The sequence below is a fragment of the Arthrobacter humicola genome (assembly GCF_022803015.1).
GTDB lineage: Bacteria > Actinomycetota > Actinomycetes > Actinomycetales > Micrococcaceae > Arthrobacter > Arthrobacter humicola_A.
The window spans coordinates 307,686-323,604 of the sequence record NZ_JAFKON010000005.1; the positions used below are offsets into that span (position 1 = coordinate 307,686).

14 protein-coding genes are annotated in these 15,919 nt (G+C 66.3%); 4 read left to right on the plus strand and 10 right to left on the minus strand.

The annotated features are described in order from the left end of the window. The first annotated feature begins 57 nt into the window (after nt 1-57). The 4 genes from ARTB_RS12630 to ARTB_RS12645 all read left to right on the plus strand — a co-directional run bounded on the left by ARTB_RS12630 (nt 58) and on the right by ARTB_RS12645 (nt 5,041). The gene (locus ARTB_RS12630) at nt 58-1,554 is read left to right on the plus strand and encodes an MFS transporter (RefSeq protein ID WP_439954125.1); all 1,497 of its coding nucleotides are present in this window, start codon (nt 58-60) and stop codon (nt 1,552-1,554) included. Nucleotides 1,555-1,570: 16 nt separating this feature from the next. Further along, nucleotides 1,571-3,148 (plus strand): GMC oxidoreductase, encoded by a 1,578-nt coding sequence (locus tag ARTB_RS12635; RefSeq protein WP_243180841.1) that lies wholly within the window; start codon nt 1,571-1,573, stop codon nt 3,146-3,148. A 75-nt stretch (nt 3,149-3,223) separates the two neighbouring features. After that, nucleotides 3,224-4,186, plus strand: coding sequence for a LysR family transcriptional regulator (locus ARTB_RS12640; protein ID WP_243180843.1), 963 nt, complete (start codon nt 3,224-3,226; stop codon nt 4,184-4,186). A gap of 72 nt (nt 4,187-4,258) precedes the next feature. After that, complete coding sequence (locus tag ARTB_RS12645; protein ID WP_243180845.1) at nt 4,259-5,041, plus strand: SDR family NAD(P)-dependent oxidoreductase; 783 nt, start codon at nt 4,259-4,261, stop codon at nt 5,039-5,041. A gap of 18 nt (nt 5,042-5,059) precedes the next feature. Here ARTB_RS12645 and ARTB_RS12650 read toward each other — a convergent pair whose 3' ends face one another. The 10 genes from ARTB_RS12650 to ARTB_RS12695 all read right to left on the minus strand — a co-directional run bounded on the left by ARTB_RS12650 (nt 5,060) and on the right by ARTB_RS12695 (nt 15,900). After that, nucleotides 5,060-5,836, minus strand: coding sequence for an SDR family NAD(P)-dependent oxidoreductase (locus ARTB_RS12650; protein ID WP_243180847.1), 777 nt, complete (start codon nt 5,834-5,836; stop codon nt 5,060-5,062). 1 nt (nt 5,837) lies between these two features. Continuing rightward, a complete protein-coding gene (locus tag ARTB_RS12655) occupies nt 5,838-6,836 on the minus strand; it encodes a fumarylacetoacetate hydrolase family protein (protein ID WP_243180848.1) in 999 nt (332 codons plus the stop codon). A gap of 11 nt (nt 6,837-6,847) precedes the next feature. Then, a complete protein-coding gene (locus ARTB_RS12660; protein ID WP_243180850.1) occupies nt 6,848-7,921 on the minus strand; it encodes an amidohydrolase family protein in 1,074 nt (357 codons plus the stop codon). After that, the gene (locus ARTB_RS12665; protein ID WP_243180851.1) at nt 7,918-9,042 is read right to left on the minus strand and encodes an FAD-dependent monooxygenase; all 1,125 of its coding nucleotides are present in this window, start codon (nt 9,040-9,042) and stop codon (nt 7,918-7,920) included. The genes ARTB_RS12660 and ARTB_RS12665 overlap by 4 nt, the downstream gene beginning before the upstream one ends. Before the next feature lie 61 nt (nt 9,043-9,103). Then, nucleotides 9,104-10,147 (minus strand): cyclase family protein, encoded by a 1,044-nt coding sequence (locus ARTB_RS12670; protein WP_243180853.1) that lies wholly within the window; start codon nt 10,145-10,147, stop codon nt 9,104-9,106. After that, the gene (locus ARTB_RS12675) at nt 10,144-11,106 is read right to left on the minus strand and encodes a fumarylacetoacetate hydrolase family protein (RefSeq protein WP_243180855.1); all 963 of its coding nucleotides are present in this window, start codon (nt 11,104-11,106) and stop codon (nt 10,144-10,146) included. The genes ARTB_RS12670 and ARTB_RS12675 overlap by 4 nt, the downstream gene beginning before the upstream one ends. A 6-nt stretch (nt 11,107-11,112) precedes the next feature. Continuing rightward, a complete protein-coding gene (locus ARTB_RS12680; RefSeq protein WP_028275796.1) occupies nt 11,113-12,132 on the minus strand; it encodes a VOC family protein in 1,020 nt (339 codons plus the stop codon). Nucleotides 12,133-12,453: 321 nt separating this feature from the next. Beyond that, a complete protein-coding gene (locus tag ARTB_RS12685) occupies nt 12,454-13,293 on the minus strand; it encodes a hypothetical protein (RefSeq protein ID WP_243180857.1) in 840 nt (279 codons plus the stop codon). A gap of 214 nt (nt 13,294-13,507) precedes the next feature. Continuing rightward, nucleotides 13,508-14,818, minus strand: coding sequence for an MFS transporter (locus ARTB_RS12690; RefSeq protein ID WP_243180859.1), 1,311 nt, complete (start codon nt 14,816-14,818; stop codon nt 13,508-13,510). Beyond that, nucleotides 14,815-15,900, minus strand: coding sequence for a sugar phosphate isomerase/epimerase family protein (locus ARTB_RS12695; RefSeq protein ID WP_243180861.1), 1,086 nt, complete (start codon nt 15,898-15,900; stop codon nt 14,815-14,817). The genes ARTB_RS12690 and ARTB_RS12695 overlap by 4 nt, the downstream gene beginning before the upstream one ends. Between the last annotated feature and the right edge of the window lie 19 nt (nt 15,901-15,919).

Consider the following 15,919-nt stretch of genomic DNA (forward strand, 5'->3'; position numbering starts at 1 on the left):
GGTGCGCCGGAGGCACAACACGTCGCGTCGACGGCCCGATCGTTCGGGTAGATCACTATGCCACTTACACCTTTGAGACTCCGTCTCCTTGTTATCTCCCTGCTCACGGTTTCGTTCCTCGGGGCCCTGGACCACACCGTGGTGTCCACATCCCTGGCCACGGTTGCGGGTGAGCTGGGCGCGCTGAAGCTCATGAGCTGGGTTGTTGTGGGATACACCCTCGCGAGCACAGTGCTGCTGCCGGTGCTCGGCAAACTAGGCGATGTCCTGGGAGCCCGCCGGATCTTCCTCAGTTCGCTAGTAATGTTCCTGGCGGCCTCCCTGGCCTGCGGCTTTTCGCAGGACATGGCATGGCTTATCGCCGCGCGCGTCCTGCAGGGGATGAGCTCCGCGGGCCTGCAGCTGATGTCGCAGACCATCATCGCCAGGGTCACCTCGCAGCGGGAACGTCCGCGCCACATGGCCATCATTGGCGCAGCTTTCCCCATCGCGGTCCTGGTTGGCCCCGTTCTCGGCGGCGCCATCACCGATTACTGGGGCTGGCAGTGGGTTTTCTGGATCAACATCCCGGTGGGCGCTGCAGCCCTGGCCCTTGCCCTGGTTGCCGTTCCCCACCTGGGGCCCGGCCCCATGCCCCGCCACTTCGATGTTGCCGGGGCGGCTGTATTTACCGCTGCACTGGTGGCCCTTGTCCTCGCCGCCACCTGGGCCGCAGAACGCAGCGCGGGCCCCGCCACCGCTGCCGCGCTCGCGGTCAGCATGCTGGGCTTCGTTGCCTTCTACTTTGTTGAGCGCCACGCACCCGAACCCATCGTCCCCCTGCATTTCTTCGCCAACCGGACCATCGCGGCAGGCACCGCACTCTCGGCGATTATCGGCGTCGGCCTCTTCTCCATCACCGCCTATTTGCCGACGTACGTCCAAATGGCGTACCAGACCACCGCCACCGTGTCCGGGCTCGTGCCCATCGCAACCGTGTTCGGCATGCTGACCAGCAACCTGCTCACCGGATGGCTGGCCAGCAGGACGGGGCGGTACCGGATCTTCCCCATCCTGGGAACATCATTGGGGGCCGCCGGACTATTTGTGATGGCGGTGCTGCCCGCCGGGCTTCCGCTGTGGGTTCCCATGATCGTTATGGCCGTTGTTGGGATGGGCACCGGCGCGTTCATGAGCCTGATCGTCACTGTGGTCCAGGGAGCTGCTCCGGCCAGCCAGACCGGCACCATCACCGCGACGATCAACCTGGTGCGGCAGGTGGGGTCAACAGTGGCGACGGCGATTATCGGCGGGGTGATCGGCTTCGGCGTGGCGGCCCTTTTGCCGGCGGGCCTGGACGCTTCCACCCTGACCCCGCAACTGGTCAAAGGGGCCGCCCCGGCAGTACAGGCCAGCGTGGCTCAGATCTACGCCTCAGTCTTCACCCCCATCTTTATTGCCTTGGCGGCCACGTACGCAGTGGGAATAGTCGCGGCGGTCCTGCTTCCGCACGGGCGCCTCTCCGACGAACCCGTTCCCGCCCCCCAAACAACTTCCGAATCCCTTTCGGCCTGATTTCAAAGGAGACATCATGTCCAACCCAACCATCGCCATCGTCGGCAGCGGGCCAATCGGCTCCACCTATGCGCGGGTGCTCCTCGAGCAGGTCCCGAACGCGCGGGTGGTGATGTTCGAAGCCGGCCCGCAGGTGACGGAGGTTCCCGGCGCAAGCGTCCGCAACATCGCCGACCCTGGCGAAAAGGCTCGTGCCCGCGAAATGTCGCAGGGGCCGCAGGCCGGCGCCTACCGTGAGTCGCTCGGCATCCCGGCAGCCACAGTCACCGAGGGAATGTTCACCGCCCGCCAGGGCACCCACCTTCTCGACTTCGGCGGCGCGGGCTCCGCCCACGCCTCGAGTTTTCCCGCGGCGGCTGCGGCCACCAACATCGGCGGCCAGGGTGCGCACTGGACCTGCGCGACGCCGTCGCCCGCCTTCAGTGAAAAAATCCCCTTCATAGCGGACGACGAATGGGACGGGCTGATTGAGGACGCGAAGCAGCTGCTGCACGTCCACAGCGCAGCGTTTGCCGACTCCGCCGTTGGTGAGGCCATTCGGACCCTCCTCGATGAAGAGTTCGGCGCGGAGCTGCCGGATGGGTACGGCGTGGGCACCCTTCCGGTTGCCGGGGACCCGCAGCCCGACGGCTCCGTGCGCTGGGCGGGGGCCGACGTCGTCCTCGGCCCGCTCGTCGACAAGGACAGCCCGCTCTCGAAGCAGTTCGAACTCCGTGACCTCACCCTGGTCCGCCGCGTGGAACTGGACGGACACCGGGTCACCGGTGTCACCGTCGAGGACCTCCGCACCGGGGAGAAGTCATTCGTGGCAGCGGACATCGTGGTGGTGGCCGCCGATGCCTTCCGCTCCCCGCAGCTCCTCTGGGCATCCGGTGTGCGGCCGCAGGCCCTCGGCCACTACCTGACCGAGCATCCCGTGGTCATCTCCACGGTGGCGCTGGACGCCGAAAGGATGGGGCGGTACGCCACCGAAGAGGACCTTAAGGCCGAGCTGGCCCGGCGCGCACTGAACCCGGCAGACCCCGTCGCGGCGGTCAACCGCATCCCGTTCTCAGAGCCGGAACACCCCTTCTCCGTCCAGGTGATGTACACCGAGACCACGCCGTTCCCGATGGAGCCGGGAACCCCCTACTCCGAGAACCGCTGGGGCTACGTCAACATGGGCTACGGCATGCGCAAGCACCCGCGCTACGAGGATGCCGTCACGTTCGACGACAATGAGCCGGACTACCGGGGATTCCCCAACATGAGAATCGAGTACGCGCTCACAGAACGGGAAAACGCGGAAATCGCCGAGGCAACCGAGCGGCTGCGGCGTGCCGGCAAGGCCCTTGGCGCCTTCGTGGCCGAGCCCAGGCTCATGCCGAACGGCTCGAGCCTGCACTACCAGGGCACCATGCGCATGGGTGAAACCGACGACGGCACCTCGGTGGCGGATCCGTGGTCACGCGTGTGGGGCTACAACAACCTGGTGGTGGGCGGAAATGCGCTCATTCCGACGGCAACGGCCATGAATCCCACGCTGATGAGCGTGGCCATCGCTGTCCGCGGCGCCCGGAAGGTTGCTGAGGAGCTTAGTTCGCAGAGTGCCTAGGTCAACTGTTCATAGGGGCGCAGACGCCCGCCAGCTGTGGCTGGGCTGACGTCGAGGCACGGATAACCTGTGGGTATGAAGAACCTGGACCTCAACCTGCTGCCCCAGCTGCAGGTCCTGTTGGAACTGCGCAACATCTCCCGGGCAGCCGAGAGGCTCCAGCTCAGCCAGCCGGCCACCAGCGCCGCAATGGCCAGGCTCCGGCGCCATTTCGACGACGAACTCCTGGTGCGGAACGGGCGCACCTATGACCTCACGCCGTTCGCACAGTCCCTGGTCCCGCTGGTTGATGAAGCCATGCTTCACATCCAGCGGGCCACGCGCGTGCGGTCCGGCTTCGACGCCGCCACGAGCGAGCGGGAGTTCATTATCGCCGCCTCGGACTACGCGGCGGCCCTGATCGTGGGGCCGCTACGGGGGATCCTGCGCGAGGAGGCCCCCGGAGTGTCGGTGGATTTCGTTCCCACAGCCAAGTCCGGGATCCAGGGCCAGATGGCCGACTACTCAAAAATCGACCTGCTCGTCGGGCCCACGGGGTACCAGATGCAGGGAGCCAGCAAGCAGCTGTTCCGGGACAGCTTTGTTGCTGTGGCTGACACCGGAAATCCCCTGCTCCAACAGCCCCGGCTCACTGTGGAGGACCTGGCCACTGTTCCCCACGCCGTCGGCTATTTCGGTGAGGGGATCAGCACCCCGGCGGACAAGCTGTTCGAATCGCGAGGTATTCAGCGCCGCGTGGCGGCTGTGGTGGCCGGGTTCCTGTCCCTGCCGCTCCTGGTGGAAGGGACAGACCTCGTGGCGCTCGTCCCCGGGATGCTGGCAGCACGGGCCCAGCGCGGCGCGGATATCGTTGTGCTGGCGTTCTCCGAAGACGCTGAAGCGTCCCTCGTGGAAGCGATGTACTGGCACCCGTCCCAGGCGGAGGACCCCGCCAGCGTCTGGCTGCGTTCCGTGGTCCAGCGGGCCTGTTCGCGGCTGCACGAACTCTTCCCCATCACCGCCCACCCGGTAACTATCCACGCGGCAGATACCACCTAGAACCAAAGCGCCGTTCCCGATCCGGACCATCCCTGCGAAAGTCGAAGAAACGCACTTCGAAAGGGATCCCCCATGCCTGTCTCCAGCCTGCGCCTGGCCGGCAAAACCGCCGTCATCACCGGAACGGCCAGCGGCCAAGGCAGGGCGGCGGCGCTCGCCTTCGCCGAGGCGGGCGCCGTGGTGGTGGGCTGTGACATGGACGACGACGGCGCCGCGGCCACCGTCCGCCAGGTCACCGCAGCCGGGGGCCGGATCAGCAGCAGCCGGGTCGACCTCACGGACGAGGCCGCTGTGGCGGCATGGGCGCAGGACGTAGCCGCAAACCACGGCCAGGTGCACATCCTGTATGCCAACGCGGCGGTCACCCGCTTCGCCCCGGTGGAGCAGCTCACGTTTGCCGACTGGAAGTGGAATGTCGAACACGAGATGGACGTGGTGTTCCTGCCGGTCAAATACTTCTGGCCACAACTGATCCAGGTGCGGGACGCCGCCATCGTGTTGGTGGGATCCACGGCAGGAGTTACCGGTTCCATGACCAACGGCCGGCTGGCCCACACCGCCACGAAAGGGGCCGTGGTGGCAATGACCAGGCAGCTCGCGGCCGAAGGGGCTCCGCATGGACTCCGCGTCAATACTGTCAGCCCCGGAATGATCCGCACCGCAGCGACCGAGGGCAACCTCCTGGCCGCCGACCACCCCATGCGGTCCATCGCCGGCAGCATCCCGTTGGGCCGGATCGGCACGCCGGAAGAAGTGGCCAAATGCGCGCTGTTCCTGGCCTCCGACGAAGCGTCATACGTGACGGGCGCCAACCTGATGGTCGACGGCGGCTGGTCGGCCGTGCTGCCGGGCTAGTTGGAATCGTGCACCGCGTCAGCGCATGGCGTCGGAGACAGACTTTGCTCCGCCGTGGCCCGACTGGCCGCCGTCCACCGGGATCTCGGCACCGGTCACGAAGGACGAGAGCGGGCTGAGGAGGAACAGCACGACGCCGGCCACTTCCTCCACGCTTCCAGTGCGGCCCAGCGGGGTCTCGGCCAGGGTGGCCTGCCTGAATTCGGGCTTAGCGCTCGCCGTCATGGGCGTTTCGATGAAACCCGGATGGACAGTATTAACGCGGATCCCCCGCGGGCCAAGTTCCATGGCTGCCACCTGGGAGAGGCCCCGCAGCGCCCACTTGCTGGCGGTGTAGGCCACCGGATAGTGCGCGGTCAGGCCTGCGACGGAACCGACATTGACGATGGATGCGGCACTGCCCATCAGCGGTGCGAGGGCCTGGATCCCCAGCAGGCTTCCGGCGACATTGACTTCATAGACGCGCTGCAGGTCAGCCACGGAGGCATCCAGCAACCGGCTCCGCTGGGTGATGCCTGCATTATTGACCAACCCGTCCACCTGCCACCCCTTGGTCTGAATCCAGTGCGCGAGATCGGACCAGCCGGAGGCATCGCAGACGTCCAGTTGGCGGTACACCAGCGCACCGGCCGAAGACGATGACACGGCGGCCAGCCCGGCTGGCATGTCCACTGCGAGGTCTGTGGCAATGACGCGGGCCCCGGCCTCCACCAGCATGCGAGCCTCGGCAGCGCCCTGGCCCTGGCCAGCGCCGGTGACCACCACGGTCCGGCCATCGAGCTGAAGGGAGACCACCCTACGTCCCGGAAGGAACCGTAGAGGCCACCCGGTTGCGCGGACGCTGTCGGGCACGCACGCGGGTCCCAGCGTTGCGGCGTTCACCAACCGTATTCACGATTGTCCCGATGCCTTCCACCGTCATGCGGACCACGTCTCCCGTCTTCAGCGGCGGGGGAGTCTTCGCGCCGTTCCGTCCCCAGAGCTCCGCGAGGCAACCGCTGCCGCAGGTGCCGGAGCCCAGCACATCGCCGGGCCGGACCACGGAGTCTTGCGAGGCGTAGGCGACGAGCTCGGCGAACGGCCAGCCCATGTTGGACAGCAGGTCCTGGCCGATGGCTTTCCCGTTGACTTCCACGGCCATGGAGATCGGCAGGAACCCCTCGGCGTCGTGCAGGTCCTCGAACTCATCCGCGGTGACAATCCAGGGCCCCAGGGTATTGGCGAAATCCTTTCCCTTGCACGGGCCGAGACTGACCTTCATCTCCCGGCGCTGCAGGTCCCGCGCCGACCAGTCGTTGAGAACGGTGTAGCCGAGGATGTGCCGGTGCGCCTCCGCTGCAGTCAGGTTCCGGCCGTCGCTTCCGGGGACGCGCCCGACGACGGCGGCGACTTCGGTTTCAAAGTCCAGATCCTCGCAGCCCGCCGGAATACCAATCACCTCACCGGTGCCGGTCACCGTATGCGGGTTGGTGAAGTAAAAGGTGGGCGCCTCGTACCATTCGGGCACCACGCCGGCCACGCCGTCGATGCTCTTCCGTACGCCTTCGACGTGTTCCTCGAACGCGACAAAATCCCGGATGGTGGCGGGCGCCAGTGGGGCGAGCAGCTGCACGTCCGCCAGCGGAACGGCCGGGCCAGACCCGATGATCCGCCGGGCCAAACCCAGCGTCTCTTCGAGCCCGGCATCCAAAAGGGTCTGGACACTCTGGCCTGCGGGCAGGGCGTAGCAGTTAACGCCGTCGACGAAGCCGAACTGCGTCCCGCCGTCGTGGTTCCAGCGAGCAATCTTGACCATGAAAGGGTTCCTTAGGCTGTGCGGCGGGCAGTGAGGATGGAGGCGGGCGTGATGCCCAGGGCAGCGGCGTTGCCGGCCAGCACCCTGGCTTCGTCCTCCACCGGAAGCCGCGCCTCGATGACCTCGGCCACGGGGCGGTCGGAGCCCATGTCGAACGGGTAGTCCGAGCCCAGCAGCACCTGCCCCGGGCCAGCGGCGGCCACGAGCGCCCGCAGTTCAGCCGGGCTGTGGACCAGGGAGTCGAAGAACAGCTTCTTCACATACGACGACGGCGGCTCAGCACAGCCGCGTGCCTCGGGCCGGACCCGCCAGGCGTGATCGGAGCGGCCAAGGCTGGTGGGCAGGTAGCCGCCGCCGTGCGCGGCCAGAACCCTCAGGTCCGGGTGCCGGTCCAGGACACCGCTGAAGATCAGGTGGGACAGGGCCACCGCATTTTCCGCGGGCTGGGAGACGGTGTTGGCGAGGTAGAAGCGGTCCAGCCGCTCGTCCAGCGAGCATCCGAAGGGGTGCAGGAAGACCAGGGCACCAAGCTCCTCGGCCCGGCTCCAGAACGGTTCCAGCCTGGGGTCGGAGAGCTCAACGGTGCTGCGCTCCGGGTCGGTGGGGGTGGCGGCGAACGAGCCGATTTCCACGCCGAGCAACCCGCACTCCAGCATGGCGTGTTCCAGGGCTTCGACCATCAAGGAAGGGTGCTGCAGCGGGACCAGGCCCAGGCCGTTCAGCCGTTCCGGGGCGCGGTCCACGAACTCCCGCACCGCCTGGTTGGCGGCCTTGGCAACCTGCAGGGCCAGTTCTTCCGCGGCGAAATAGTAGAAGTGCGACGGCGACGGCGAGACGAGCTGCACGTCCACGCCTTGGGCGTCCATGTCCGCAAGACGGCGGTCCAGGTCCGTCAGTTGCGGCCAGCGCTCCTTGATCATTTTTCCCGAAGCGGCCATCGACTCTGGTCCGTTGCGCCGGACTTCCAGAGCCTGTTGAGCGCCGAAGCCCTCGGGATCAGCTTCGGCCACCAATTGCTGCAGGGCCGGAAGCAGGATGTGGGCGTGGACGTCCACGGTCGGTTTTTCAGCAGGGCCGGTGCTCATGCGGGCTCACTAACCAAGCTGGAGACTGAATGCATGAGGCCCGGCACGTTGGCGTCCCGGACGCCGTCGAGCATCCACTGGCCCAGCTGGACGGAGGCGTCGACCACTGCTTTTGCCCGGTCCAGTCGGCGGTCGGTGAACTCTTTCCAGAGTGTCTCGGTGATGTCGTCGGCGCCGATCAGGAGATCGGCCAGCACGCCTGCGTCTTCCATTGCCATGGCAGCACCTTGCGCGATGGTTGGCGGGCAGCTGTGGGCGGCGTCGCCGATGATGACGGTGCGGCCGCGGTTCCACGGCCCGTCCACCAGGTGGGTAGTGAACCACGTGTAGTTGATGCGGGCGCTCTGGTCCAGGTTGGCGCGGATCTCGTTCCATGGGCCGCCGTAGGCTGCGGCGAGGTCGGCCATAATGCGGGGGCCGTCCTCGTGCTTGCGCTCCTGGGCCCTTTCCACGAGGTAGGCGTAGATGGTGTCAGGGCCGGTGGGGCAGTAGCCGGCGATGAAGCAGGGGCCGCCGTAGGTCAGGTCGGTGCGGACCACGTCCTGCGGCCGTTCCACGAACGCGCGCCAGATGCCCATGCCCGTGGACCGGGGTTCACTATCGATGCCGATGGCCTTGCGGACAGCTGAGTGCAGGCCGTCGGCGCCGATCAGGAGGTCGTAGCGGGCGGTGCCGCCGTCGGCGGTGCTCACGGTTACGGAACCGCCGTCGTCTGTTATTTCGGTGACCGTCTTGCCGTAGCTGATCCGTGCGCCTGCCTGCCCGGCACGCTCGCGGAGGATGGCGGTGAGGTCGGGGCGGTACATGCCCAGTGTGGCTGGGAGGTCGTCGCCGCCGGTCCGCATGTCATCCAACACGGCGATGACGGTGCCGGCGGGGTCCGGGGCGCGCAGGCCGAGGGTGCTGAACGCGTAGCCCTTCGCCTCGATTTGCTCCCAGACGCCCAGCTGGCGGAGGATCCGCAGGGCGTTCCCCTGCAATGTGATTCCAGAGCCAAGGGTTTGCGGGGCGTCGGCCTTCTCCAGGATTTCAACCTGGATTCCCGCGTCGGCCAGCAGGATGGCGGCGGTCAGTCCCGCGGCTCCCGCCCCGACGATTCCGACGTTCTGTACTGCTGCCATCGCTGACTCCTTTGTATTGACGGCGTGACTGATGATGGTTGTGGTGCTGTTGTACTGAAAGCTACCGGAGGGCGATCGGGTTGACGGGCGATCCGACGGCGCCGGTAATGGGCAGGGGCGCCGCGGTGAGCAGGAAGTCGTACCTGCCGTCTGCCGCGCAAGCCTGCGCGAGGCCGTCCGGGTCCCACATTTCGCCGAGGAACAGCCCGAGGTTGGGGATGGCGATCTGGTGGAGGGGCTGGAAGGCGCCGTCGAACTCGTTGGGCCGGACCTCGAAACCCCAGGTGTCCGTGGCGATCCCCGCGATTTCACTGCGGTGAAGCCAGGGTGCGGTGCTGAAGGACAGCCCCGGGGCCGAGCCGCCGGCGTAGTCGCCCCAGCCGTCGCGGCGCACCCGGGTGTGCTGTCCGGTGCGGATCACCAGGATGTCGCCCCGGCCAACCTTTGAGCTGGTGCCCTGCAGGTCGATGGTCCGCTGGAGGTGTTCGGGGGTGATGGCGAAACCGTCCGGCAGCTCGCCGTCGTTCCTTCCCAGTTCGGGTCCGAGCGCGCGGCCGACGTCCAGCAGGACGCCGCGGGTGACGATCTTGGCCGCGGCGGTTTCGATGCCGGTGACCAGGTCGCCTTCGGAGGTGACCACGTCCCCTGCGGCGCGGCCGTTCCAGGCCTTGCCCTGGTCGAAGATGTGGCCGAGGCCGTCCCACTGGGTGGAGCACTGCAGCGGCATGGCAATGACGTCGTCCGCGCCGCCGAAGCCGTGCGGGAAGCCCTGGTTGCCGCGTTCGGCGTCCACGCCGGTGTCGGTCATGGTGTGGACAGGGTTGGTGCGTCGCCGCCAGCCCTTCTGCGGCCCGTTGGTGTCGAACGGCTGGGACAGCGAGAAGGCCTCGCCCGTCTTTACCAGGGCTGCTGCTTCAATGCGCTTGTCCGCGTCGATGAAGTTCAGGGTCCCAAGGACGTCGTCCTGGCCCCAGCGGCCCCAGTTGTTGTGGGATTCGGCCATGGCGCGGATGCTGCCGAGCGGATCGTCACGCCGGATGACCGGGGAATCGGTGGCTGATTCCCCGGTGCCGGTGGTGACCGGTGCTGTGTCCTGGCTGGTCACTGCTGGCTGCCTTCAGTGACAACTTCGTCCTTGCAGTGGATGAGCTGGGTGCCCAGGCCCGTAATAGTGCCCTCCATGACGTCGCCGTCCTGGAGCAGCCTTCCCCAGTGCTGGCCGTTGCCGGCGGGGCTTCCGCTGAGCACCAGGTCTCCCGGGCGCAGCGGCATGATCTGGGAGGCCTCGCTGATCAGCTTGGCGACACCGAAGATCATGTCTGAGGTGGACTCGTCCTGCATGGCCTTGCCGTTGAGCTTCAGCGTGACCTGGACGTCCTGCGGGTCGCCGAAGAACTTGGCGGGTACCAGCAGCGGTCCGGTGGGCAGGAAGCCGGGGGCGTTCTTGGCGCGGTACCAGTCCGAGCCGATCGCCGGCATGTCCTTGCGGAACACGTACTCACGGGTTGTGATGTCGTTGACCATGGTGTAGCCGAAGACGTAGTCCAGGGCTTCCTCGGGGGTGACCCGGAACGCCGTCCTGCCGATCACCGCGGCCAGTTCAAGTTCCCAGTCGTGGGACTTGGAGTAGGCAGGCAGGGTGAGGTCGTCCGTGGCGGACGCGATCGCCGTCGGGAGCCCGATGAAGAAGTACGGCGTTCCCTGGCCCGCGCGCTTGTCCATCATCGCGGCGGTCCGGTCCCGGACTTCGTCCTCGTCCTCGCCGGGTTCGCGGTGGGCTGCAGCGAGGTCGATGACGTGCTTGCGGTAGTTGGCGCCGGTCTGAAGGACCTGGACAGGCTCTACCGGGGCGAGGACCTCGATGTCGGCCATGGCCAGGCCGGTGTCCTCGCCGGCCGATGCGGCGATGGCGTCCAGCTGGCTCTCGGTGGTGTCCCAGTGCCCGATCAGGGCGTTGATCTCCCCATCCAGCGGCAGGACGCGGTCGCCGACCAGCAGGCCCGCGCGGGCCTTGCTGTCACCGGTCTCCTGGAATCGGATGAGTGCATATTGTGTTTCGGCCATGGTGTCCTAGCCCCGTCCCTGCTTGGCGTAGGGGTTCAGGAGGGCTTCCTTCATTTCGGGGGAGGCGCCTTCTTCGGTGGCGGTGAAGCCTTCGGCGGGAGGGAAGGATTCGGTCATGGAGTGCGGCATGGCGCCGTTCTTGTAGAAGTTGTTGGATCCTTCGGAGGGCTTCCAGGTGTTGGCTTCCCAGTCCGGGACGTAGTTGCGGTAGCCGCCGGAGTTGAGCTCGACGCGCAGGCCTGACGGGTCGCGGAAGTAGAGGAAGTTTTGCTCGCCCACGCCGTGGATGGAGGGGCCGTATTCCATGGCGGTGCCGTTTTCCATCATGACGTCCGCGGTGCGGAGCAGGTCTTCGGTGGCGTCCACCCAGAAGGCGATGTGGTTGACGCGTCCGGCGCGGCTGGAGGTGTCCAGGACCACGCCCAGGTCGTGGGACTTTTCGTTGGTCGTGAGCACAGAGAAGACGGTGATGGGTGCCTCGTCCAGGTCCACGAAGGCCATGACGCGGAAGCCCAGGGCCTCGTTGTACCACTTGGCGAAGCCTCGGACATCGGAGGAGGCCACGGTGACGTGGTCCAGGAAGCGGGGCGCTGCGGCGTGGCTGCTGCGGCGCTCCGGCCGGTCCGGGTAGGTGGATTCAAAACCGGGCTCAGCCACGAACTTCTCAACGTCGAAGAAGAGGCGCATGGGGTGGCCATAGGGGCCGGTGAATTCGTAGGCCTTGCCGTAGCCGTGGCCGCCGGCGGTCCAGCTGCCCTGGACGCCGGTTGCTTCGACGCGCTGGGCTGCGGCTTCCAGGGCGGCCTGGGAGTTGGCGCGCCAGGCCATCCGGCCCAGGGAAGCTTCCGGACCTTCGGTGAGGACCAGGCTGTAGCGGTAGTAGTCACCCCAGCAGCGCAGGTAGACGTTGCCGTCCACCCGGTCGACGATGCGCATGCCGAACTTTTCCTCGTAGAACCGTGCCGAGGCTTCGACGTCGGGGGTGGTGATCTCGAGGTGGGCAAGATGGGAGAGGGGAGTTTCCACGTTGAATTCCTTCTAAGTACTGATTGCCGTGAGTGGGGTCGCTGCAGGTCTAGTAACCAGACTGAGGCAAAAGAAGTATTCGGTGAAGAGGCATTTCCTGATGCCACCTATTTGTATGGCAGATACCTGGCCTGAGTGCAGGCCCAACGTAACGAGCTGTCCGATCAGCGTCCGGCCACCGTGCAGCCGAAGGAAAGGAACGACGATGTTCACCCTGCAAATTAGCTATCCGGTCCGGATTGCCTTTAAGAACGTCTTTGACAGCGATCCCGCAGGCCGCGCTGACAGGTTCCTAGCGGTACCTGATCCCTATCATCGCCATTACGGTGCGGGCTGCTCGGCCGATCCCGAATCCGAGGACACCTCGGGCTGCGGGGTCGGTTCGGTTGCGGGGGCGGGCTCCGGGCTCTGGCCGGTTTCCGGGGCGACGTCCGCTGGGGTGCTGTCGCCTGGTGCGCCGGCTCCCGGCACTGCGGTTCCGGCCGAGCCACTGTCCGCGCCACTGGGGCTACCGTCCGTGGTCAGGCCATCTACTTTGTTGGCGCCTTCCTCGACTTTCGCAGGCACTTGCTCAACTTGCCCAGGTCTTTCCTTCACGTCCTTGGTGGATGCGTCCGTTTTGTCCGGGGCGGTCGGAGTGCCGCTCAGTGCTGTGCCCAGCGTCGTCGTGGGTCCGGTCGCACCGCCCTCGATGCTCGACGCCGACGAGACAAGGCTGGAGATGGGCTTGTTGGTTCCGAATTCGACCGCAGTGACACCGACCATCGCGATAACGAATGCGGCAGCGCTGACTGCCCCGATCTTGATCCAGGTCTTTGGGGTGAACTGCCTCTTCAGCCGTTTGGCTCGAGGTTCGTCGCTCTCGGCCGGAGCGTTGGCGGCCAGTACTTCGCCGTCGTCAGCGGGCAGTCCGCCCCTGCGTCGCTTTGGGATTTTCGTCAATGCCACGTTGGCGGCCGAACTGAGTGTTCGGGCATAGAGAGCGGCGCCCACCGTGGCAACGATAGAACCGAGTGCGGCGCCGATAAGGGTCCCGGCTACGCCTAGAAAGGACCCCACCAAGGCAGAGGTCACCGCGGCCAACGCCGAGCCAATAGTCTGGGCGCCACTTAGCCCCAGGAGCTGTTTCGGCTTGTCTTCGATAGTCGAGTCTGCAGGCATCTTCAAACACATTTCAGTCAGATAATGTTACGAACTGATAACTTTACCTGCCCTGACTGGCTCCCGGCTGTCGCCGTAATAATTTGAGACGCTTCTCACGGTAGATGTTTGGCGCCACCCATGCCTCCGACGGCGGCTGGCCCGCGCTGTCCAGCACCTCACCAAAACGGAAGCGGACGACGGCGGGAAGTCCCCGCCGTCGTCCGGTAAACGATCAGACCTCGGCCGCAGCCCGTCGGGCCCGGGCGGCTCGCACGAGCCCACTGGACACGGCCGCTCCCACGAGGGCGAGCACCGCGAGCACGAGGAACACGATGTGGTAACCGCCGGCTCCCGGATTTGCGTCGAGGATTGTCCCGTAGACGATGAAAGCGAACATCCCTGGTGCATAGCCGACCAGGCATGCGATTCCGAAAGCCGTGCCGCTGGTCTCCTCCGGAATCCCGACCTCGTCCATCGGCGCCCAGAACACACCCCGCATGGTGAAGACGATAAGCGAGAACAGCAGGGTCACGATCATCGCCGGGATCTGGCTGCCCGGATCGGCCGGGAGGATCAGCAGCACCGCCACCACCGGGATCAGGCACAGGAACGCCAGCCGGATGTACCGGCTCGCACCCTTGACCACCTTGTCCGCGAGGACTCCGCCGATCGGGCCACCGATGATTTTCAGGCCGTACTGGTTGATGATGCCGTAGGCGCCGACCAGCGCGACAGGCAGCCCGTACACGTAGGTCAAATACGGGATGAAATAGGTGAGGCCGCAGTACACGACGTACACCATGAACACGGTGAAGCTCACCCACCACAGCTGCGGCTGCTTCGCGGCACGCCAGATTTCGCCGAGGCCGGCCTTCTGCTTCTTCGCCACGGGCTGCTCGCGCGCCGGCTCGCTTGTCTGATTGCTTGGCTGACTGCGAAGCAGCAGGAACAACAGCACGCCGACGACGACGTCAATGATGGCGTAGAAGGCAATGGCCGCACGGAATCCGCCGGTACCCGAACCGAGCAGGACGAAAATTCCCAGCGCGGAGAACGCCACGGCAGTGTCGACGACACCGCGACCGCCCTCGAGGAGGCCGAAGAGCCGCCCCTGTTCCTTCGAGCCGCCAAGCTGACGGATGCTCTTCAGCAACGCGGGCCAGACCAGGCAGTCCGAGCACACGGCGAGCAGCGCGAACAGGAGCAGGAGTGTGCTGAAGCCGGGGAACGTGCTGAGGAACAGGCCCAGCGCTCCCGTGCCCACGAGTCCGAGCGGGATGAGGATCCGCGTGGAGAAGCGATCGGCGAGGTAGCCGCCGACGATGAAGAGCGCCGTCGCGACCATCGAGTTGACGCTCAGGAGGGTGCCGATCTCAGTGTGGCTGAGGCCCATTGCCTCCTGCATGGGGACGTAGAACGCGTCCTTGAGGTTGGCGAGCTTGTAGATGGTGCCGCCCGCCATGACGAGCAGAGCGAAGCGGATCCACTTGCTCCAGTCGACGCGGTTCGTAGACTTCCCGGGGGTCTGAGTCAATGTGGTCATCGTGCACCTGCCAGGGAGTTCGTTGTGTCGAGCTGTGCGACGGCGATGTCGCGCAGCGAGGCGAGCAGCTCCTTCACATGGGCCACCTGGTGGTCGGCCCAGCCGGGTTCTGCAGCGAGCAGTTCATCCCGGGTCCATCCGGGCGGGATGCCGGTAGTGCTCAGATCGCGGTACGGGATGAAAGGGTCCGCGCCTTCGCCGGCGCGGCGGAAGGCGGGAGCGTAGTAAAGATTTTCCTGTTCGAGGGCCAGGGCGATGACCTGGGGCTCGTCCTCGCCGAGCATCAGGAGCTCGAAGAGCATCCGCGCACCGGGCAAGTCGTCCTCAGGGCTTCCCTGCAGCACACCGCGGTGACCGTAGCCGTCCCCCTCGGGAAGAACATGGACCCCTTTCAGGTGCACCTGCAGGATGTGCGGCGCGAGCGCGGAGAGGGCATCCATGGGACGCTCGCAGGCATTGATCATATTCCCGAAATCGAACATGGCGTGCAGGCGCGGATGGGAGACCCGGCGCAGCAACTCAGCGATCTCGGTGGAGCGCAGTTCCTCGTGCTGCTCGAAGGAGAAGTGCAGATCGTGCGCGTCTGCGAGCACGGCGAGCCGGCGCAGGTCCTGCTCGATCAGTGTCATCACCTGCGAGAGCGTGCCCTCGAAGCGCGAGTAGACGCGGATGTGCCGGACGCCGAGGACCCCCGCGATGCGGACTACCTCGTCCACGTCCGCGCGCAGGGTGGTGCTGATTTCGAGGTGGATCCCCAGACCCAGGTGGCGCGCGCGGTCGGCGAACTCGCGAAGCCTGTTCTCGCTCATCCGGCCCAGGCTCCGCTCCTCGCCGTCGAGGAGGTGGATGCAGGCGCCGGCCAGGCCGTGCCGATGCGCGAAGTCGAGCACATCATCGGGCCCGTACCCGCCGTAGGTCAGGTTGCCAAGGAGGGCGTAGGCGTGGGCGAACAGAGGGGCGCGGTCGATCCGTTCGATCAGGGTCCGGGCCAGCTCGTCGGTCAGGCGGGGCAGGGACTCGATCTCCTCTTGGTTGAGGCGGGATCTTAGGAGCGCCTGAAATTGGGCATCGGCAGGGGGCATCGTTGGCTCCTCGGGAGGC

Bases quoted from the DNA above. Each gene is read 5' to 3' on its own strand.
- ARTB_RS12690 (WP_243180859.1), bottom strand. From the start codon at position 14,818: ATGACCACATTGACTCAGACCCCCGGGAAGTCTACGAACCGCGTCGAC.
- ARTB_RS12675 (WP_243180855.1), bottom strand. From the start codon at position 11,106: ATGGCCGAAACACAATATGCACTCATCCGATTCCAGGAGACCGGTGAC.
- ARTB_RS12630 (WP_439954125.1), top strand. From the start codon at position 58: ATGCCACTTACACCTTTGAGACTCCGTCTCCTTGTTATCTCCCTGCTC.
- ARTB_RS12695 (WP_243180861.1), bottom strand. From the start codon at position 15,900: ATGCCCCCTGCCGATGCCCAATTTCAGGCGCTCCTAAGATCCCGCCTC.
- ARTB_RS12655 (WP_243180848.1), bottom strand. From the start codon at position 6,836: ATGGTCAAGATTGCTCGCTGGAACCACGACGGCGGGACGCAGTTCGGC.
- ARTB_RS12645 (WP_243180845.1), top strand. From the start codon at position 4,259: ATGCCTGTCTCCAGCCTGCGCCTGGCCGGCAAAACCGCCGTCATCACC.
- ARTB_RS12635 (WP_243180841.1), top strand. From the start codon at position 1,571: ATGTCCAACCCAACCATCGCCATCGTCGGCAGCGGGCCAATCGGCTCC.
- ARTB_RS12685 (WP_243180857.1), bottom strand. From the start codon at position 13,293: ATGCCTGCAGACTCGACTATCGAAGACAAGCCGAAACAGCTCCTGGGG.
- ARTB_RS12640 (WP_243180843.1), top strand. From the start codon at position 3,224: ATGAAGAACCTGGACCTCAACCTGCTGCCCCAGCTGCAGGTCCTGTTG.
- ARTB_RS12660 (WP_243180850.1), bottom strand. From the start codon at position 7,921: ATGAGCACCGGCCCTGCTGAAAAACCGACCGTGGACGTCCACGCCCAC.
- ARTB_RS12665 (WP_243180851.1), bottom strand. From the start codon at position 9,042: ATGGCAGCAGTACAGAACGTCGGAATCGTCGGGGCGGGAGCCGCGGGA.